We start from the raw sequence: 20181 nt of genomic DNA on the forward strand, positions 1-20181 counted from the left end.
ACCGCAGAGAGCTTCCTGGGCTTCATCGACATCACATCGATCCGCCTCTGGCTTCGCCATTTGTCAACATAACCTAGGGACGACCCCACTCTAACCGACGCAGAGAGAGCCGATCAGTTTCGCGCGGCTCATAGTCATTTTCGTGGATCGCTGGATCTCACGCGCACGGACACTCCAACCTTCCTCAACAATCCTGACCCAAACGCCAGTAGCATTGATTTGACCAATCCGGACGATCCCAATGGTCCCCAACTTTCACTACAAGATTGGGTCGAAAGAAACCACAACCGATCAACGGTCTTGGCCAGTGACGATGGCATGGCTGGGTTGCTAGGCCAATCAGAAAACGGATCGTATGGTTCGCTAAACGGAGACGGGCGAATCTACAGCTCCGGTGATCAATTTCGTACCGCCTATGGGATCACTGGTTTTGACTCTGAAACCGGCACCATTATCACCAATCCAGATCTGAACTACACCGGCCCTTCGGTGCCTGATGATGAAACCTCTCTGAGACAGAGGTTTCAGAATTTTGGGTCGGATGAAAGCGGCTATTTGGACCTTGATAGAGCGGCAGAATTCGCCAACCAGATGGTTGATAATTTGCGAGATTTTGCCAATGAACATCCCGATTTTATGCGCGCGGTCGGCATAGTAGGTGGGGTTGGAGCCGTTCTTGGTGAATTCGGAGAGTTCATTGGCAACGAAACTAACAGAGACACTCTGCGAGAGTCGTTCGAGACTGGCGATTTTTCTGAGTTCCTCTCCGAGTTCGGTGGAACTGCTCTCATAGGCGTTGCATACGGTGCTGCTGCTATCGCGGGTATTGCTGCCGTATCTGCGATTCCTGTCATTGGTGTTCCGTTAGCCGCTGGTATTGCGGCAAGTATGGTGGCCTACGGCACTTACGAAGCCGCCATAGGTCTGTGGGAATTGGCCAATGACGAAGACCTCATCAACGCTGCGGTTGAGTATTACAATACTCACACAATTGGTGAAATGGCCTTTGATCTTGGCTCGGGGATCTATGACGCGACAGCCGAAGGACTGTCCAATCTCTACGATGCATTCGCATCCTACATCATCTCCCCCCTCGTCATTGACCTTGACGGCGACGGGGTTGAGTTGGTTTCGCTGGCGGACAGCACGGCCTATTTCGATCTGAACCTTGATGGGTTTGCGGAGCTGACCGGCTGGGTCTCGCCCGACGACGCGCTTTTGGCTTTGGATGTCGACGGGGACGGCATCATCGACGACAATTCCGAGCTGTTAGGCGATCAAACCGGTCAGGCCAACGGGTTCCTTGCGCTGGCGCAGCATGACAGCAATGGCGACGGGGCGATTGATGCCAATGATGCCGTCTTCTCGGATCTGATCGTCTGGCAGGATCTTGACGGAGACGGGTTCAGCGACGCGGGTGAGATGATGAGCCTGTCGGATGCGGGCATCACCTCCATCGATCTTGGCTATTCCACGATTTCCGAGACGAATGCCGATCACGAGGTGCGAGAGCGCAGCACCGTGACGTTCACGGACGGTTCAACCACTACGATTGATGATGTCTATTTCGAGAACGACACCCGGTCATCCGTGGCGCTGTTGCCCGATGGGTTTCAGTATCACGAGGATGCATTCAGGCTTCCGGTGCTGTTTGGCTATGGTCAGATCGCCTCGACCTGGGTCACCCTGTCCTCTGATGCAATTTTAAGGCAGGATGCTATCGATCTGGTGACCATGATCGAGGCCGGGAACATTACCGGGTTCCTGCAGGCGTTTGAAGATTTCGCGCTGGCCTGGGCGGGTGTGGACGGTGTCGATCCGACCAGCCGCGGGCAGTATATCGACGCCCGGCATCTTGAGTTTCTGGAGCGGGCCTATGGCACCGGATATGACCAGTACCAGGGACAGGGATCTACCGTCCAGTCCGATCCGCTGCACCTGGCAGCCCCCCCGTTGGAAGAGCAGTATGAGCAGCTCATCCAGCGTCTGGCCGGACGGTTCCTGGCGCAGTCTGCATCCTCCTCCGCCCTGCTGAATGCCACATCTGCAACGGAATACGAGACCCTGCTGGAATCCCATTTCCTGTCCTCAATGACCGAACTGCTGACCGTCTATTCCCCCTCGAGCCGCAGCCTTGAGGGAGAGATCGACACGCTCTTCGCTGACCTTGCAGCGGCTGTCGAAGCCGGAACTCTGGGGTTGGATGATGCGGCGGCCGTGCTGCACCCGATCCAGATCGATCTGGAACCCGATCTTACAGTCTATCAGGCCGAGATCGCGGCCCTTGCGGCATCGCTCGGCACTGACGCTGCTGCCAATCTGAGCGCCGTTGTCCAGGCCTATTCTGGCGAGGAATACATAGCTGGCGGCGAAGGAGCCGACACTCTCGACAACAGCACATCGGGCTTCTTCTATGGTGCTGAAGGCGACGATACGATCACCGGATCCGAGCATGCCGATACCTTCTTCTACATGTCGGGAGACGGGTCTGACGTCATCACGGATTTCGCCAATAACGGTGCAACACCACCTCATGACCGGCTGGTCTTCGGAGATCTGGATGTCTCTGAGGTCAGCTTCCAGCGTTTGGCCAATGATGATCTGCTGATTACAATGCCAGATGGAGCGACCATCACGATCACCGATCATTTCACAAACGCCCAGACATACAACATCGCAGAGGTCGTTTTCGCGGATGGAACAGTGCTGGATGCTCAGGGCATCCGCGATAAATCCGTGGCAGATCAAAAGGCCTCGGGATATGTTCTGGGGTCCACAAAGATGGAGACCTATTACCACGCGCAGGGTGATGGCTCCTACACCATTGAAGATGAATTCGGCCTCTCGTCAGTCAATGACCGCCTTGTGTTCACGGATGTGAACCCGGGCGATGTCAGCTTCTCGCGCGGTGCCGGGGATGATCTGCTGATCACCTTGCCCAACGGAGAGGTCGTGACCATTCGCCACCATTTCAAATGGGGTGGCGACTTCGACATGGAGCTGATCGAGTTCGCAGACGGAACCATATTGGGCGCAGATGCGATCCGCAACAGGACAGTTGCCGATATGGTCTCTAGCGGTTTGGTTGTTGGCTCAATGTATGCCGAGACCTATGTCCACACAAGCGGAGATGGCTCCTACACCATTTTCGACAATGGGACCGTATCTAGCATCAACGACCGGCTGGTCTTCTCAGACCTGAACGCCGACCAGCTCATCTTCTCGCATGGCGCGGGGAATGATCTGGTGATCACAACTGATACCGGCGAAACGATCACGATCACAAACCATTTCGCGGGCAACGGCAACTACGACATTGAAGAGTTCGAATTTGCAGATGGCTCTGTCGTCACCAGTGTTGCGGTAACCCCCGGTGTTCTGGTCAGTGGCTCTTCAGGCGGTGACGTGATTGATGGAAGCTATGCTGACAGCAATGGCGATGCAATTGATAGCTCTGGTCAACTTCTCGCAGGTTTTGGCGGCAACGACCGGATTTACGATGGCGCGGGGGATGACATTGTTCTGGGCGGTGATGGCAATGACTGGTTCTACGCCGGGGCGGGTGCGGACAGCTATGATGGCGGTGCGGGCAATGACCAGGTCTGGTACACGACCGTAACCTCCGGGCTGACCATCGACATGACTGATCCCACCAACAGCACCGGGATTGCTGCGGGCGACACATTCGCCAATATCGGCAGCCTTCGGGGTAGCGATTTCGACGATGTCATTCATTTGGCAGATGGTGTCTACGGCTATGGCGGCGACGGCAATGACACCCTTCATGACGGTGGCGCGCGGGAGGCGCTTAATGGCGGCAATGGCAGCGATGTCTTCGTCATGGGCGCGGGCGACGGTCAGATGGACTGGATCAACGACTTCACGCGCGGTGAGGATCTGATCGACATCTCGGCTTGGGGCGTTACGGATTTCTCGCAAGTGACGGTGGCGATCGTGGCAACGTCAAATCCGGACCTCGTCCATGTCGAGCTGTCCTTCGGGGGCGAAAGCCTGCGCATCTTCAACTACGATGCGGCGGATGCGGCCAATATCTACGCGTCGGATTTTATCCTGGCAACCGCCCCGGCATCGGTGCCGGACCTTTACGGAACCGATGCGGGAGAGACCATCGACAGTAGCTATGTCGATGCCAATGGCACGGCGCTCTCGCAGTTTGGCCAGACCATCTATGCAGGTGACGGCAATGACAATATTCGCGATGGCGCGGGCGATGACACCGTCTATGGCGAGGGCGGTCGTGATACGTTCTATGCGGGCGACGGCGCGGATCACTACGATGGCGGTGCCGACAAGGACACCGTGAACTACCGTCAAATCGGTCAGGGTCTGGTCATCGACATGATCAATGCGGCCAACAGCACCGGCGTGGCGGCGGGCGATACCTTTACCGATATCGAGAAGCTGCAGGGCACCAACCATGACGACGTGATCTACCTGGCGGCAGGGGTCACTGGCGAGGGTTGGGGCGGTGATGACATCATCCATGACAGCACCGGTGCCGAGAGCATGAACGGTGGTGTAGGCGCAGACACCTTTGTGTTCATGGCAGGCGATGGTGCGCGCGACCAGATCACCGGATTCGAGGAAGGTATCGACCAGATCGACATCTCCGCCTGGGGCGCAACCGGCTTCGCGGACCTCAAGATCACAATCTCCCCCCTGTCCAACGGCACACAGGCCCATGTCGATATCAGCTATAACGGCGAAGAATTGCGCCTGCACAGAATGGACCTCGCAGACGCATCCAACATCGACGCGGGCGAGTTCATATTCGTCTAAGTGGAACAACCTGGGAGGCCACCCAACCCGTGCGGCCTCCTTTGCCTCGGTCGATTAACCATAGCAGCGCTCAGCCCATCGTGTGCACGGGCAGCTATGTTTGTGCTTTGCGAGTGCGATGGCGACCAACAAGGTCGAAGAGGTTGTAACGGTGGCTATCATAGCCGGACTCCTCAGTGGTGTGGTTCCGCCAAACCACTGTTGCGACCTGAGACCTGGTTATGGCCACCCGCTGCGCTATCTGAGGGCTGCGCGCGTGGCTGTAACATCTCGGCAGAGTTTCTTCCCGACGTGCTACGGGCAGAGTTCATCGCACAGAAGATGCGGCGCTGGACCGCCGCGGTCGGCGCCAAGACGGCCTATTTCGAACCGGGATCACCCTGGGAAAACGGATACGGATCAATTCCGCTTTCGGGATCCGAAACGACCGGCAACGGAAGCGGCAATTCGTACGTCGCTTGGCGAAATCACCGAATTTACCAAAGATGCTGGATTCTGTGTATCGAACACATTGCTTCTTATTATGCGGTGTACCGGTGGTGAAAGATACGTAGCCTTGCGCAGGATACGACTACGTCCCGTCCCACCCAAACCGATAGCGATCCAATACAGGGCCCATTCGGGGGCAAGATTTGTTCCAAGTTTCGCGCATCTCACCTTTTTTCTGGCGGTGAATTTCTTTGAATGGGCGCTCAAGCCTGTAGAGTTCGTTGAAGTGCGTGCCCTCCATTTTGGGAGAGAGCCGCACAAGCGTCTTGGCCAGCTCCACGGAGGTTTTCGGATAGGGCCGCTGCTGCTCCTTGGCCAGATCTGACAGGTAGAGGCCGTATTCTTCACCAGCGACGGAATACCACGGTTTAATGGTAGGTCCTCCAAGCGGGGCATGATCCGGGTGCGGGGCCATTTGGTTGGCGTCTTCATTGCGCGTGTTGTCGATCAACGCCATGTAGCTGCGCAGGATCGGCCCTCCCTGCTGCAAGCACCAGAAATCCTCAGGGTAAAGGGGGTGAGGCTCGACCGCAAAGTGGAACTGGCCATCGGTGAAGTCGATGTGTTTATTGGTTTCAAACTGGAACGAGTCCTCGGGGCTGGCCAACCGCTTTTCGTTAATGAAGACTACTTCTTGCGCAATCTCGCGCTGGCGTTCGAGGGGCAGATTTTCCCAATGGGACCAGACATCCACAAGGCTGGTGGTGATGATGTGGTGCAGCTCTTGACTGCTTGCGGCCGCGTACTGGACGTAGTTGAGCCGCTTTTGCCAACCAGCCGTCTTAAGAATCTTGCCGATATTCATGGACCCCGGCGTCTTGACCGGATCGCCCGGGACCACCACGGCATTGTCGGTCAATGTATCCATAAAGGCGGCAAAACCGATCAATTCGGGCGGATAGGGGTTCTGTTCCTTTTGATCTTTGGTACCTTGCGTTTGTTGCTCGTCCGGGTCCTCTTCAAAGGCGATCGGCCCGAAGGCGAGATCATAGCACAGACCGTCCATGAGGACGGCCATATCCTCGGCAAAGTAGTAGCGCTGTTTCTGCCCCACGGATTCATCCTTGGCGATCAGCGAGTGGCTGCCATGGGGTTCGTGCAGGTGGGTGTTAATGAACTTGAAAAGGTCCGCGATGCCTTCCTCGACCCGCTTTTTGACCTCCGCCTTCAAGGCGGCCTTGCCGATCGACACAAGGATATCAAAAATAAGGGTCAGCACGCCCTTCGCCGCTTTGATGGCCTTAAGGAATTTGATCAGAAATTTGATGAAGGACTCGACGGCGGCGAGGACCTTTTTGATGTATTCGATATCGTCTTCGATCCCTGTGGCCTTGGCGTAGCCTCTCAGCAAGAAGGGCAGGATCAGCACCAGATCAATCGCCCGCGCCGTAATCGACAGCACGCGTCGGGTGTCGTCATCGGACTTGGTTTCTGGGTCCTTGCCATTGGCCGCGCGCCAGAGTTTGTCGAGCGTGTCCACCGTGATGATGCGCGTGCCGTCCAGCGTGTCAGTCCGATTCTTCAGGTAACCCAGCAGGCCCTCGTCCGACAGCAGCATGTTATCAAACGTCTCGACAATCTTTTCTGCGCGTTCTCGGACGTCGTCAGCGCGTTCTTCGATATTGGGCGGGTCTAAGGGATCGAAGCCCAGAAAATTCTCCAAAGTGTCTTCGAGCACGTCGATGGTGCGGTCCAGCCGGTTCTGGTGGTTCAGGTTTTCATCCAGGTCCAGCCAGGCGACAATCTTGTCCTGCAATAGCATGGTTAGCGAGTGGATCACGCCGTGGATCGGGTCGAAATAGGCAGGGTAAATCAACGGGTCGAGCTGAGAGTGCAGCAGTTTTTCAAGATCGTACGGCTCGGCTGCGGGTGCTTTGCGACCCAGTTTGGTGAAGTAGCTGTTTTCTGCGTCTCTTTCCAACTCAAGGCCAGCAGACTGGCTCAGAAGGGAACGGTAAATCTTTGTCAGCTGCGGTATCGCAGACCAGAATTCTTTCGTTTGATCCAGCTGAGATAGGTAGATCATCCGGTCAATCGCGTTGGTATGGGCAAAGTAATCCTGCACCGCATGCAGCGCCTTCCCTATTTCGACCAGACGATCGTTGATTTTCATGTCGTGATGGCCCGCCCGCATTTCGTAAAGCCGGCGAAGAGCGATGCCGATATCGTCGCGCAGGTGTTTGTCGATGCCCATTTTCCTGGGCTTTGGCCCAGCCGAATAGGCCCCGGTGGAGGTCCCTATATCCACAATGGGAATGTCCGTCGGCTTCTCGTCCTCGTCGGGATCGTAGGCGACCCGCTGCTCTTCCTCGATCTTGCGCAGGGTGTCGCGATAGCCGTGCTGATGGGGATAGTTCTTTTGCAATTGCTGCGCGATGTGCTTTTGCGCTGGCGTCATGTGCCGTTTCGGCTTGTGCTCGTAATTTGGGTCGGGGGGACGGTCCAAATGCTCGAAAGGTAGGTAGGTGCCGAAATGGTCTGCGAAGACCCTTAGCATCACATCGACACTGACGAATTCCTTGGGGTATTCGGACGTCTTCCCTCCATCGTCGTCGCCCTTATGCCCGCCTTTGTGCAGGTCCCCCAGATCGCAGCCCTTGTGCAGCGACCATGCAGCACAGATCAGGTATTGGATGGAGGGAATGACTCCCAGGCTTTTCTCTTCAATTGGGTGTTTCTCAAGATAGCCCTGCACCGCGTCACCAAAGCTCGCGGTACCATCCAAGAGCAAAGTTGCTGCGCCTTCGGCCTCGTCCACGAGGGCGGAAACCAGCGGGCGCAGCGTCGTTTTCGCCCTTCCGTGCCACGCGTTCTTGAACTCGCCCGTCCAAGTCTGATCTTTGCGGGCACGTTTGGTCAGGGCCTTGATCTCGGACTTCAGCGCGCGCAGCAGCTTGCGGGCATCTTTGCGTTGCAGTTTGGTCAGCGCGCCTTCCTGTTCGCTCCTCGATTTGCGCAGTTCGGAAAGCAGTCTGCTGACATCCTGTTCGAGTTTTTCGTAGTCCGCCTCGGTCGCCGGGGCCTCGGCCCCCAGGGTCACGGCGCGGGCCAGCGCGTTCAGCATGGACAGCTCCGCCTTCACGGCATTTTCGTGCAGGGAGTCCTTGGCCTCGTTGCAGGGATCGCTGATCGCGCCTCGGGTGGTCAGCATACCGACCATCTTTTCGGCCAGCTCGGGTGAGTAAAGCTGCGAAAAATCAGCCATCCAGTTCCCCATATAAACAAGGAACGGATAGGTCGTGCCGGGATCAGCGCCGGTGTCGCGCAACCAGCGCGTCAGCTGCGATAGCGACCGGTCAAAGACGGCGTGATGGTTCTTGGCAAGCATCGGTCAGCGTGGCCCGCAGAGCGGCGCGTGCATCACAAGGCGTGTGGTGGGTTGTCGTCCACCTGTACCAAGGACGTTGGTAATATCTCTTCCCACGGAGCGCCGACGTCGATCTCATTGCCATTCGCGATCTGGGCCAATTCTACGGCGATCCCCCGCGAAAGCGGCGAGGATAGCGGCGGCACATCGCCCCCTTCCCATGGTTCATGATGCTGCAAGAAATAAAGGACCGCCTGTTCGAACCCGGGCCGGACCGGCACGTCCACCTCGACTGCACCTGCACGCAACGCAGCCTCGAACATCGGATCGGGGTTCGTCTGCGCAAGTGTCGTGCACCACGACGCGCGCTGGCCCACAAAATAAGGGTGGAAGCGCCATGTCATCGATTCGAACTCGAAGGCGCGCATCAGGAAGCTGTACGTGCGGCCGTCCTCATTCCCTTGCAGGAAATCATGTACCGGAACCGGCGCGGAGGCCGCACCCTCGTCCGTACAGTCCGCTCCGAAGCGCAGCGAGGATGAGAGGCCCCGATAATATCCTGCCGGGTAGAGTGCCCCCAAGAAAAGTTTTGACAGTTCCTCCCGGATCATGACCGCGTTCTGACGGGGATTGCGAGCCGATATCGCGACCACCGAAGCAGAGGTTGTAGCGCGCAGTTCTGCTTCATAGGCGGCCTGACGGCTGTGATAGCTTTGCCAGATGGCATCGAATACCTCAGCGCGCCAAGCGTTTACCGCTGTATCGGTCGGATCGCACAGAATCGTGATGCTGAAGGTGAAATCATTACGCGAAAAGCCGCGATAGGCCCACGGCAGTTGGCCTGTTTCGCCATTGAGCGGTTGGTTTTGTTGTCCGCCGGATTCAAAATGAAGGGTGCCCTGCGCCCCCAACGAAATGTCGATATAGGCAGTGGTACCTGTTTCAGACTTGCCGGAGGAAATCATGGTGAGGATCTGACCCTCCACAGCGGCATAACCTGCTGGGATGTCGATCAACCCGCTAGCTCGGGGCCAGTTTCCGGTCCCCTCTGCCTCGCCGTGTTGGGTGATCGAGACTGTCTTGCGAGAGGGCACCTGGGGTAGACCTGTGACATTGAAAAGAGCTGCCAAAGCCTCGACATTCTCGGGCGTGATATCGCTAGGGACCCTTAGAGGCTGCTTGGTGCCTGCCGCATCTGCAAGGATGGCCGTGACCACTTGATCGGGCGGAATCGGCTTATCTATGCGCCGGCCCGGAACACTGCCGCTGGCAAGGCAGTGCTTCAGGAAAGCCATGGGCCGCTCGAACATCCCGCGCAACAGGACGCGCCGACCGATCAGCTTCAGCTGATTTGTCATGACCTGATCAATCGCGCGATAATAGCCCGTGAAGGATGGGCCGCCCTCATTGTCGATCGTAAAGCCCGAGTCCCGCTCAGTGCGCACCAAGGTGCGTGTTTTTGTCGAGGTCTTGGTGCGTTTGCGGATTTCGCTGGCTGCGCGCGACGTGATCGCGCGGGCATTTTCCCGTGCGGACTTAACTCGCTCCGTCTGCGAGGACGCGCTACTCTGCCCGTAGGACGCACCGATTTCCACCGGCCCGTATTTGACCGAGGCTTCGACCCCGAACTCGGTGGACTTGTCCTTTTTGGCGATCTTGTCGCTTTCGGTTTCCAGCTTGAAGCGTTCTTCAGAAGTGGATTCGGTTGAGCGGGTTTCTTCGGTCTCTTCTTCACTAAGGAACGTGGTTTCTTGTTCCTTGGTCTGTACGAATGACACGGATTTCTTAGATTTGCCCAAAACCGGTTCGGTGTGGACGAGCCCGCCGGATTCATAGCGATCATGTTGCACGTCTAACCGATATACATCACCGACGCCCAAAACCCTGACCGCCGATTGGTTTTTGTGCTTTTCGTCCAGTTCGAACAGCAGGTCGCACAAGCAAATGTCTTCCATTGGTCGGCAGATGTCGCTCCCGCCTTTCAAATCACGTAAAGAGATCAGCAACCCATCAATCGCAACCATTGAATCGCTGGAGCGTTCTTCAGTGACTGCGCGTGCGGCGGCGGTTATCGAATGGGCCAAGTCGCTCAGAACCTGACCAGCTGTGGCCTTACCAGTTTGCATTGCAGGCATGGTGGCGATGATCGTGCGTTCCTTTTCGCTCAAGGCGGCCAACGCCTCTTTGTCAATTGCTTGGTCGGTACGCAGCTTGGACGATCGCACCGCTGCTGCTGCTGCGCCCAGATCGCGTATCGCCCCAGCAGACACAACGTCTGTGCCAACACCCGAAGACGGTTGCGCGCCCGGATAAGGAGAACCGCCGCGTGGATCGGCCCTGGCTGGAAGCTCAAAACCTAGATCTGGGGCTGCTGCTATCATGAACGCTTCGATCCCGTGTTCGTGGGCGGCGTGTTCCCGGGGCGGAAATGGTCTACCTTCGGGCGCGGGATCCAACAGACCCTTGTTGAGGTTGTGAGCAGCCGCAATCAGTCGCAGATAAATGCCTACCAAGTTCCGGCGGACTGGGTTGTTTCCCATGATCGAGTCGTGTGCAAAAAGCTCAAAAAGCTGCTCGAACTGGCCAGAGAAATTGGGCCAGTCATCCAGCGCTGACTTGATGTAGGGCGCGAGTGCCGCAGCTCCACCAGACTGCCATGCATCAGCTGCCTCGGCGAGAAGCGGAAGAGTCTTGGTCAAATTCTTGCCTTCAAGTGCTGGGGAAGCAATTCCTCCCTTTATCGCTTCTCGCAAGTTTTCCAGTGTCTCCGCTTTCGCCGCGTGGTCCGAATACGGTTCAAGAACCTTCGATAGCTTCGGCCACACAAGTAGAGACGGATCAAAACGGTAAAGTTTTGCCGATTTTTCGGAAGGAAGTTGGACCGGGCTGACTTGCATGAAACGCATTTTTTGGCCTGTTCAAAAAGAACATCGATGTTCTGATCAGGTTAATCGAATTTCAGAACTCCGAAAGTCAAGTATTCACTACCTGTCAACGGCGGAGTAAAACCCGACCAAAGGGCGGCGCAAAAGTAGGCCACTTTGGTGTTTGGCGTAACGTGCGCACGTGGCGGCGGCGGCCAGTCAGCCGCGCTCCCCAAATAGCTGGCGGTTGACTGGCCGCCTTAGCCCGAGAGGGCCAAGACATGTGTTTTTGTTCAGGAGGTTTTGATGGCTTTTCGCGCTTGGCTTTGTGCCAGGCGATAGCTCTCGCCGTTCATCTCGAGGATGTTGACGTGGTGGGGCAACCGATCGAGGAGCGCGCCGGTCAGGCGCTCGGTGCCGAAGGTTTCCGTCCATTCATCAAATGGCAGGTTGCTCGTGATCAGCGTGGCCCCGCGCTCATAGCGCTGCGAGATCAATTCGAAGAGCAGCTCTGCGCCGGTTTTGGAGAGCGGGACGAAGCCCAATTCGTCGATGATTAGCAGCTTGGCGTTCGCCATCTGTTGTTGGACCCGCAGCAGGCGCCGCTCGTCGCGCGCCTCCAGCAGTTCGTTGACCAGGGCTGCTGCGGTGGTGGAGCTGACGGTCATCCCTTTTTTGACAGGCAGCGAGCCCAAGGCCGAGGGCGACGTGGGTTTTGCCGGTGCCGCTTGGGCCAAGGGCGATCACGTTCTCGCGTCGTTCGATCCAGTCACAGCGCGCCAGCTCCAGCACCTGCATCTTGTTGAGCTTGGGGATCGCCTTGAAGTCGAAGCTGTCGAGACTTTTGGTGGCCGGGAACTTGGCCGCCTTGATACGGCGCTCGACCATCCGTCGCTCGCGATCGATCAGTTCCAATTCTACCAAGCGGGTCAGGAACTGGACATGGTCCAAGCCCTCGGCGGCGCATTGGCGCGCGATCTTCTGATACTCGCGCAGGAACGTCGGGAGCTTCAGCCTTTTGAGGTGGTGCTCCAGCAGGATCTCGGGGGCATGGGTCATTCCGCAGTCTCCGGCATCAGGGACATGTAGCTGGCCGCTGAGGTCTTCTCGACCCGCGCCCGTGGCAGGTAGGGGTACACGTCGAGATCAAGCCTTGGTGGCCGCTTCTCGACCTGGCACAGGACCAGATGCTTCACAGCATCAAAACCGACCGCGCCCATCTTCAGGGCCTGCTTTACAGCGGCGTGCAGCTCCTCCATGCCGAAGTCTTCCAGCAAGCGCAGAACCTGGACATACTCGCGACGGCCGATCTTCAGCATACGCGCCTCCATCAGGCGGCGCAGCGTATCGAACTCTTCGGGCAAGATCCATTCCGCGAGCGGTGCGGCCTGATCCAAGGCATTGATCTTGCGTTCGATCAGCGGGAGGTAGTGGATCGGGTCGAACACCATGTCCTCGCGCGCATAGCACCGCGGGTGGCGCGCGATCACATCCCCACGGCAGCCAATCACCCCTCGGTCGACATAGGCCCGCACCCAGACATCCTGATGGCCATAGGCCACGGGGACCGAGTAATCATTGCTATCGTAGCGGACCAGCGATTGGGAACTCACCCGGCCGTTCGCCTGTGCACAGGTCTCAAAGGGGGCGGCTGGCAGGGGGCGCATCTCGGCCAGATCCGGCTGCAGGCGTGCGCCGATCGTCTCCGTGTGCCCACGCAGTATATCGTTCTGACGGGCGCGACACTGCTCTTCAAGGTGCGTGTTGAAGCTCTCCCAGTCCGGGACGTGGGGGATCGGCACCATGTGGTTGCGACGGGCGTAGCCCACCATCCCCTCGACATTCCCTTTGTCGTTGCCTTTGCCCGGTCGGCCGTAGCGGTCGCGGAACAGGTAGTGCGACAGCAACCCGCTGAAGAGCGTGGCGCGCACCCGTCTGCCATCCGGCTGGATCTTCGAGACCAGGCAGCGGTCATTGTCATAAAGCACCGACTGCGGCACCCCGCCAAAGAAGGCAAAGGCATGCACGTGCCCGCCCATCCAGGCCTCCACCGTCGCCGTCGGGTAGGCCCGCACGAAGTAGGCATCGCTGTTCGGCAAATCCAGAACGAAGAAGTGGGCCTTTTTGTTCGGCAGCCCCGATCACAACCACTGCTTCACCAAAATCGGCCTGCGCATGGCCCGGCGGGTGCGCCAGCGGTACGAACATCTCACGGGTGCGCCGCTCGCGTTGCCGAACGTAATCCTTGATGATCGTATAGCCGCCAGTGAAATCGTGCTCCGCCTTGAGCCGCTCATGGATACGCTTCGCCGTGTGACGCTGCTTGCGAGGCACAGTCTTGTCCCCGTCAAGCCAGCCGTCGATGATCTCGGTAAACCCATCAAGCTTCGGCCGCTTGATCGCCTTCGTGCGCCGGTACCCCGGCGGCGACGAGAACGCCAACATCTTGCGAACGCTATCGCGCGATATGTTGAAATGCCGCGCCAGTTCTCGCTGGCTCATCCCCTCGCTGCGCGCCAGCCTGACCTTCCTGTAAAGTTCCACGGTGTATATCTCCTCGCCCTCCCTGCAGCCGCAAGAAGGACAAAAGTGGACGACTTTTACGCCGCCCGCACCACCAATATGGCGGCGCTACCGTGGTCTAATTTTGCACCGCCGTTCTCACTTAGTGTTTAAACGGGCCTTAGTTAGTCATCCGGTAACATCTGGGAGCTCAGCACGACCGACATAAAACACGAAGCGCCAAATAGCCTGCCTCCCAACAACTCGGAAAAAGCGGACTGCGAATACTACGAATGGCACGCAGATAAGGGATGTGAAGGATCTGACGGGATGAATTTCAACATAATTCCCTACCGCCGAGTTTGCAATTAAATCGAAGCAGAAGTGGTTTAGCATTGCTGCACAAATGAAAATTAGAGCTACAATTACCGTTTCTCGACCGATATCTTTCAGGTAGAAATCTTCTCTCTCCTGAAAGTCTACGGCAGGCCGGTGCGTTGTATTGATATGAGGAATACGGTGTAGCCTAAGGGCGAAGAAGATGACGAGCAAACCCAAAAGTAAGAACAGCCAAATAGTATAGATTTCGCGAGCCCGCAGCGTCGAATAAATCACAAGAAGAACCGCTTCTACTGACAGCAGAATGTTAAATTTACTACTGCTCATCGCGGGCATGGCACTCCAGTATTCTCGGTCTTTTGCAATTGACCAGATGCCGTACGAAAAATAAACGAAGCTCAAGGTCAGCAAAAGACCCCAAGCAATATCAACGTTGCGAATAGGAATTCCAACAAGCTTGAAGGAGAGAGCGGTTATGGCGACAACCAAGATAGTCATGGCAACAGAAGCATTGCAAAGAATTGACTTCTGGAGCGTTGAGAGTTTCCTTGCTCGTTCAGCTTGAAACCCATTCAGTTTGGCGGCTTTGTCCTTTGTCATCTTTTCGTTGGCACCCAACGAAAAGTTAAAGCCGAATGGTATAACGCTATAGGAAAACTCGTGAGCAAAAGCCACTATCCTAGGGAATAGTCCTTGTGAAAACACGATTGAAAGAAACAATCCAAAGAAAGCCAAAATGATGTCTTTTGACTCGAATACAGCCGCCATCCTTACCCCGCAAACTTCTCCGTCTGGTCCAACTCGGCAAAAACGCGAGCGCGCCATTTCTCTACGGTCTTGGGGTCGTTGAAATTAACATCAGCGTTAGCGTTCACCGAGTACTGATCATCTTTCTGCAAGACCCTTTTTCTATACATCCTATTATCGCCAAACGTCACGCTCGGCAACTCTGGGATGAAATCCGCCTTCGGGACATTGTAGAGTTTCACTGAAAGTCGATCCGTCCCGCTGCTGCAATCCGCAGCAAGCCGCATAAACTCGGTTGAATACAGGTTCTCCACTTCCTCAGCCGTTTGGGCGGGTAAGTGAATGTCGCAGGCAGCATTGGGGCGACGGAAAAATTCCGTAACTGCGTTCAAAACGCCTTCGCGATCCAATATTTGCCGCTTAACACCTCGCGCCACGATGGTCACACGGTCTGTGCAATCGAGGAAAATCCTCTCGTACACTGAAGAGGAATCTTCAAAAGTGCAATTTTCAATAACACGATTTATCCGGCCCAACGAATGCTCGCGCAGGATCCCTTTGTAGGTTTGTGCCATCGTGGGTGGCTCGAAAATCTCTTTTCGGCCATCGCGGAACGGGTCTTTGTACAATCCAAACATTTGAAATCAATCAGTAGCAATTACAATTAATGGTAGTTGAAGTGCATCTGGCGTCAACTTATTCAAGATCGCTCCCCCAAGGTTCGATCGCTCAGGCATACTTGATCTCTTTGTCAACATCGAATTGCTCCAAGCCCCGTCTCCGGAATTCATCGTTTATCGTATGTGCGATCTTAAAAGCGTTGTTCGCACGAATTGCGAAGCCCCGCTCCAAGCGCTCATATGACGATCTCGCTGGCCTGGTGCCAACCATCGTCATAAGCTCGTCTAGACTCAGGCCAGCCTTCATTCGCAGTTCAGCACAGCGCCTAAAAGTTGCCATCGTCTTGGTCCGCCTGTTTGCCATAGCCTCACCTAATTTTTTATGAAGCTAGCGTTTACACGCGAGTATGACCTGATTTCAACGGAAAACCACAAATTTTACGCGTCAAAATCCGTCACTAACCATCATACTGCGTCAGAAAGGAACTTTTTTGCTCCGTTCCCTGCCAAACAGTCGTCACTATCCTCTTCCGCGATTCGTTGTCTCACCGTCTTCATCGTCTCAAAATTCAGGTTGCGGTCACCTTGACCGCCCGAACATGCACGTTTGATCAAGGCAATAAGCCCCCGAGAAGCAAGCAGTGGCCAGAGATTCCAGGCCAAGTCTCGTCCATTGCCTTCGTTCTCATCTCTCTGCCATTCGTCAATCTGCGTCTCAGGGTTCGCGACTTATGCAGCTCGGTCTTCCGCGAAAACGGAGTCGATATCTTGCGCGGGGTGTTGTCGAGCGACCACGTGCAGATGTTCGTCTCGGTGCAGCCGAGGCTGGTCATCTCCGATCTGGTGCGCAAGATGAAGGGCCGTTCGTCCTACCGAGTACAACGCGAGTTCCCACATATCCGCAAGCGCGGCTGGGGTTGCAGACTTTGGGGCCGCGGGTACTTTTCGACCACCAACGGTGCCATCACCGAAGACATCGTACTTCAGCACTTGGAAAATCACATCGCTGCCCTACCGGCGTCAGCCGGTAGGCCTTCAGTTTCTTTTGTCCCCAACGATTAATGGACAAAAGTCGGCCATTTCTCTGTGCCTGCTCGGTCGTGGAAACGATGAATTTATTGAAAAACAAGGTGCTATGAGATAGGTTATAGCTGCGGGATCGCGTTTCACAAATCAGCCCCCGGGCACCACTTTTCAAAAAAAGTATAAGAATAACAACGACTTATCCGGGTGTTCTGTCCCACTTTCTGGGGGATCGAGGAAAAGTGGGACACTTTGGTTGATCGTTTCCTAGGTTTGGAACAGCGAAAGGCCCAGGAGATGCCCGGGCCTTTCCGCGATGTGAACAAGTTGCGATGCGTCCTTCGGTTCTAGCACACTCGTCTTGAGACGTTCGGCTATCCCAAGTGTTCGTCCCTACGCAGTATTCGCGACGGCGTCCGCCAATGCTTTGTCAAGCTGGTTGAGAAACGATTGGGTTCGGCCGATGCGGAGTTGATCTCCCCAGTGACGATAGCCGGTAACCAGTGCATGATCGGGTGGTTCTTCCCCCATCGTGCCAGCGTACTCCCTATGGTCAATCCATGTCCCGCCTTGGTTAATTTCTACGGCCTCGAATTTGTCGGGGTAGATCGGATCAAAGCTGAAGTACCAGGAACGTGCTTTTGGCATTCCACCACCAGATCGGATGAGTTGCTCACGGGTCACGGCATCAACGTTCTTCAAGGACCACCTCAGCCAACGTGTCACAGATGAACGTTCTATATCGACGGAAATGCGTACTTTGCGTTTGTTGGGGAAAAACGGCACTATATCATTCTGCCTCAGGTGGAGTCCTAGGCGGGTCGCAATCTGAGGTGTGAAGAAGCTTCCGCTACCGAGGCCATGACCACTGCTGCTGGGGTCGGTGGTCAAGTTTACACCGTTGAGAACGTGATCAAAGTTGATGACCACCTCTCCTCGGGTGAGACCCACGGCTAGGATGCTGTCGAGTTTAGAGATTGCGGTGTAGTGATAAAGCCTCATTCGTTGTCCTCCTGTTCAATCTTTGAAATCGGGTTGGTCACGGAAGCACGCGAGTGTTTACGCATCGCGTTGATCGCCCGAAGGTGCTGCTGAGCACTGCGCGTGTACCGGATCACTTCCTTCGACGTGCTGTGTCCGGTGATGGCCATGATCTCCTGCTCGGTGCAGCCGTTCTCAGCGAGTACAGCAGACGCGGTTTTGCGCAGCCCGTGGACGCTGAAACCGACGAGCCCGGCTTCGTTGCACCATTTCCTGAACCGGTTGCCGAAGCCGCCCTCGGAGAACGGTCGGCCAAACTCGGTCTGGATGAACGTGTCGGGCCCGGTCGGGGAAAGGTCGAGGATCGCCCGAAGCTCGGGAAGGATCGGCACCCAGAGGTCCACGGGGTTCCGCTTACGATTCTTCTGCTGGGTGAAATGGAGCCCCTCTACGCCGTTTCGGACCCGGATGTGCTTCGGGCCAAGGCGGATCAGGTCACCCTTTCGCTGACCGGTGAAGAGCGCCAGCGACATCGCGAGGCGTGCCATCGTGCCGAGCGGGTGCGTTCGTTCGTACGCCACGATCTGCTCGTCTTCCCAAGGGAGATGTCCCTGGGAGTGATTGTGCAGGTAGGGCACCAGCTTCGCGGGATTGCGATCATGCAGGCCGTAGGAGATGGCACATTCAAAAACTTGCCGCAGAGCCTTCAGCATACCATTGGCCGCTTCAGGGCGGTCGAACATGGCGTCTCTGCGGGCAAGCAGATGTTTCGGTTCAAGCAGTCGGTACGGCTTGTCGCCATCACGGTTGGTCTCGCAAAACCTGTCTAGGATTTGACGCCGAACACGCCGGGTTCGCAGATCAAGGCCAAGGTAGGCGGCAGAGCGATAGTACTGCTCAACCAGATCGCGAAGCGTTTCGATGGGTCGTGTATTCGTCGATTTAGTGGACGCCTTCGGCTCCAGATGGCCGAGGCATGCCAATCGGTAGTCTTCGAGGAACTCAGGCGAACCCTCTGGTCCACGCAGCCTGATTTTCCGACCATCCTTGCGGTAATACAGGCGGATGTTGCCATGCCTGTCCCGATCCCGGGTGACGTATTTGAGGGTCACTGCCATGGATTAGGCGTCCCACGGGTTGTTGGTGGACGGGGCAACGAGCCGATCAAACGCGGCATCAAGCGCCTGGATATCCCAAACAACGCGACCGCCAAGACGGACCGGTTTGGGCATCGTCCCGTCCTTGACCATGTTGTCAAAGCTGGTGGTACCGACGCCGAGGTACTGCGCAGCCTCGGTGCGCGACATGCCGCGACGCAGAGCGGCAGGCTTCGCAGATTGCTGGGCCGACTTGCCGACGCGGTCCAGAACTTCTGCCGCCGCCGCGATGTTCGCTACGGCCTGGGTCAGGACGGTTGCTTCGACGTATTGAAGTTCTTTGCTCATACACACACCTCGTTCTTCGGGTCTTCGAAGAGAAGGACGCTTGCGAGGCAGGCAATTTGGTCGAGAATGTTCTCGGCATGCCCTGGAAACCGCTCAAGCAGATCGGGCACATCGATGTCCGAACTGTGGAGAATGTGATTGGCATGACGGACAAACACATGCTGGTACTCAAGTGCGCCCGTGCCCCCGTGTGAGATCACGTGAATAGCGTGCTGTTCATCATTGACTTGAACGATAAAGGCGAAGGCGATGATTTGAACAGTGAGGGTGTCAACAGGCAGAGGAAACGCAGAGGAATATGTCCCGAGAACACGGAAAACGCAGACGGCAAACCTGACGCTGTCAGAGTCAACCAGAATAACCATCTGGTCGCCGACACGTTCCCAAGCAGTCAGTGGGGACTGAACCCGACGATCCGGCTGCCGCTCCGCAGAAAGAATGAACGCGGACGGGAGCAGGCGCTCGTAAGCTTGAAGCACTGGATCACGAAGCAGCAACTCCCTGAGGCGGTTGGCATCTTGGTGCTGTCGGGGCTCTTTCTGCGGCAACTGGCGGGCTCCATCTTTGATTGCGGTGCTCGCAATATGCCGGTGCTGACGTTATCCTTGGACGTTCATCAAATGTCTTGTTTCTCGATTTGAATTGCCGGGAGCGCTGCGTGTCGTCTGACGATCCAACCTTTCAGAAGAAGCATCTCGCGAGAAACGTGCCGCGAGACTTCAACTTGTGTGTCGAACGTGAACGGGTGCGTCTTGAGGGCTGGGGCAATGAGGCCCGTCGCGTCAATAAAGCCTTCTATGCAACACTACGGAGCTTGTCTGATGGATCGATGGGCCCGCACGATCAAGCACGCCTTGCTGAACAGCTTCATGAGGTTCGGCTGCGATACCTCGTCTTGTCCAAGACGCTGGATCAACGGGTCCCGCCGACAGAGATCATGAAGCAGCTACGCTCACTCAAATACCGTACGCAACAGGCGGCGAGGGTCCTAGGCTCAGGACTCATAGCCAATAGATGACGGTCGCTGCGAGGGCGATTGCCGATAGGAAGACCCTTGGGCAGCG

10 protein-coding genes and 2 pseudogenes are annotated in these 20181 nt (G+C 56.4%); 2 read left to right on the forward strand and 10 right to left on the reverse strand.

Annotated features, from left to right (window positions below; translation table 11 throughout):
- Window positions 1-891: 891 nt before the first annotated feature.
- A complete protein-coding gene (locus tag RBB16_RS18250) occupies window positions 892-4800 on the forward strand; it encodes a calcium-binding protein (protein ID WP_306047503.1) in 3909 nt (1302 codons plus the stop codon).
- 571 nt (window positions 4801-5371) lie between these two features.
- On the opposite strand, the gene RBB16_RS18255 is transcribed toward RBB16_RS18250, so the two are convergent.
- The 6 genes and pseudogenes from RBB16_RS18255 to RBB16_RS18280 all read right to left on the reverse strand — a co-directional run bounded on the left by RBB16_RS18255 (window position 5372) and on the right by RBB16_RS18280 (window position 15623).
- The gene (locus RBB16_RS18255) at window positions 5372-8617 is read right to left on the reverse strand and encodes a hypothetical protein (protein ID WP_306047504.1); all 3246 of its coding nucleotides are present in this window, start codon (window positions 8615-8617) and stop codon (window positions 5372-5374) included.
- A gap of 32 nt (window positions 8618-8649) precedes the next feature.
- Window positions 8650-11502 carry a hypothetical protein gene (locus tag RBB16_RS18260; protein WP_306047505.1) on the reverse strand — a complete coding sequence of 951 codons (2853 nt, stop codon included), beginning with the start codon at window positions 11500-11502 and terminating at the stop codon, window positions 8650-8652.
- A gap of 251 nt (window positions 11503-11753) precedes the next feature.
- Window positions 11754-12519 (reverse strand): annotated as a pseudogene (istB, locus tag RBB16_RS18265) (IS21-like element helper ATPase IstB).
- A pseudogene (gene istA / locus RBB16_RS18270) lies at window positions 12516-13962 on the reverse strand (IS21 family transposase). The pseudogenes istB and istA overlap by 4 nt, the downstream one beginning before the upstream one ends.
- A gap of 189 nt (window positions 13963-14151) precedes the next feature.
- Window positions 14152-15069 (reverse strand): hypothetical protein, encoded by a 918-nt coding sequence (locus RBB16_RS18275; RefSeq protein ID WP_306047506.1) that lies wholly within the window; start codon window positions 15067-15069, stop codon window positions 14152-14154.
- Between the two features lie 2 nt (window positions 15070-15071).
- Window positions 15072-15623 carry a hypothetical protein gene (locus RBB16_RS18280; protein WP_306047507.1) on the reverse strand — a complete coding sequence of 184 codons (552 nt, stop codon included), beginning with the start codon at window positions 15621-15623 and terminating at the stop codon, window positions 15072-15074.
- Between the two features lie 813 nt (window positions 15624-16436).
- Between RBB16_RS18280 and tnpA the strand changes: the two genes are divergently transcribed.
- The gene (gene tnpA, locus RBB16_RS20720; RefSeq protein WP_371931267.1) at window positions 16437-16730 is read left to right on the forward strand and encodes an IS200/IS605 family transposase; all 294 of its coding nucleotides are present in this window, start codon (window positions 16437-16439) and stop codon (window positions 16728-16730) included.
- Between the two features lie 354 nt (window positions 16731-17084).
- On the opposite strand, the gene RBB16_RS18290 is transcribed toward tnpA, so the two are convergent.
- The 4 genes from RBB16_RS18290 to RBB16_RS18305 are packed head-to-tail and all read right to left on the reverse strand — an operon-like array spanning window position 17085 to window position 19665.
- The gene (locus RBB16_RS18290; protein ID WP_306047509.1) at window positions 17085-17693 is read right to left on the reverse strand and encodes a hypothetical protein; all 609 of its coding nucleotides are present in this window, start codon (window positions 17691-17693) and stop codon (window positions 17085-17087) included.
- Window positions 17690-18790 carry a site-specific integrase gene (locus RBB16_RS18295; protein ID WP_306047510.1) on the reverse strand — a complete coding sequence of 367 codons (1101 nt, stop codon included), beginning with the start codon at window positions 18788-18790 and terminating at the stop codon, window positions 17690-17692. The genes RBB16_RS18290 and RBB16_RS18295 overlap by 4 nt, the downstream gene beginning before the upstream one ends.
- 3 nt (window positions 18791-18793) lie before the next feature.
- Window positions 18794-19117, reverse strand: a complete 324-nt coding sequence (locus RBB16_RS18300) for a hypothetical protein (RefSeq protein ID WP_306047511.1) — start codon at window positions 19115-19117, stop codon at window positions 18794-18796.
- Complete coding sequence (locus RBB16_RS18305) at window positions 19114-19665, reverse strand: hypothetical protein (protein ID WP_306047512.1); 552 nt, start codon at window positions 19663-19665, stop codon at window positions 19114-19116. Before RBB16_RS18305 ends, RBB16_RS18300 begins: the two co-directional genes overlap by 4 nt.
- Window positions 19666-20181: the final 516 nt, after the last annotated feature.

The organism is Nioella sp. MMSF_3534, from assembly GCF_030732985.1.
Classification (GTDB): Bacteria; Pseudomonadota; Alphaproteobacteria; order Rhodobacterales; family Rhodobacteraceae; genus Nioella.

What these genes read in the sequence shown, in the direction of transcription:
- RBB16_RS18255 (WP_306047504.1), bottom strand. Translation starts at nt 8,617, where the DNA reads ATGCTTGCCAAGAACCATCACGCCGTCTTTGACCGGTCGCTATCGCAG.
- RBB16_RS18260 (WP_306047505.1), bottom strand. Translation starts at nt 11,502, where the DNA reads ATGCGTTTCATGCAAGTCAGCCCGGTCCAACTTCCTTCCGAAAAATCG.
- RBB16_RS18275 (WP_306047506.1), bottom strand. Translation starts at nt 15,069, where the DNA reads ATGGCGGCTGTATTCGAGTCAAAAGACATCATTTTGGCTTTCTTTGGA.
- RBB16_RS18280 (WP_306047507.1), bottom strand. Translation starts at nt 15,623, where the DNA reads ATGGCACAAACCTACAAAGGGATCCTGCGCGAGCATTCGTTGGGCCGG.
- RBB16_RS18290 (WP_306047509.1), bottom strand. Translation starts at nt 17,693, where the DNA reads ATGAGGCTTTATCACTACACCGCAATCTCTAAACTCGACAGCATCCTA.
- RBB16_RS18295 (WP_306047510.1), bottom strand. Translation starts at nt 18,790, where the DNA reads ATGGCAGTGACCCTCAAATACGTCACCCGGGATCGGGACAGGCATGGC.
- RBB16_RS18300 (WP_306047511.1), bottom strand. Translation starts at nt 19,117, where the DNA reads ATGAGCAAAGAACTTCAATACGTCGAAGCAACCGTCCTGACCCAGGCC.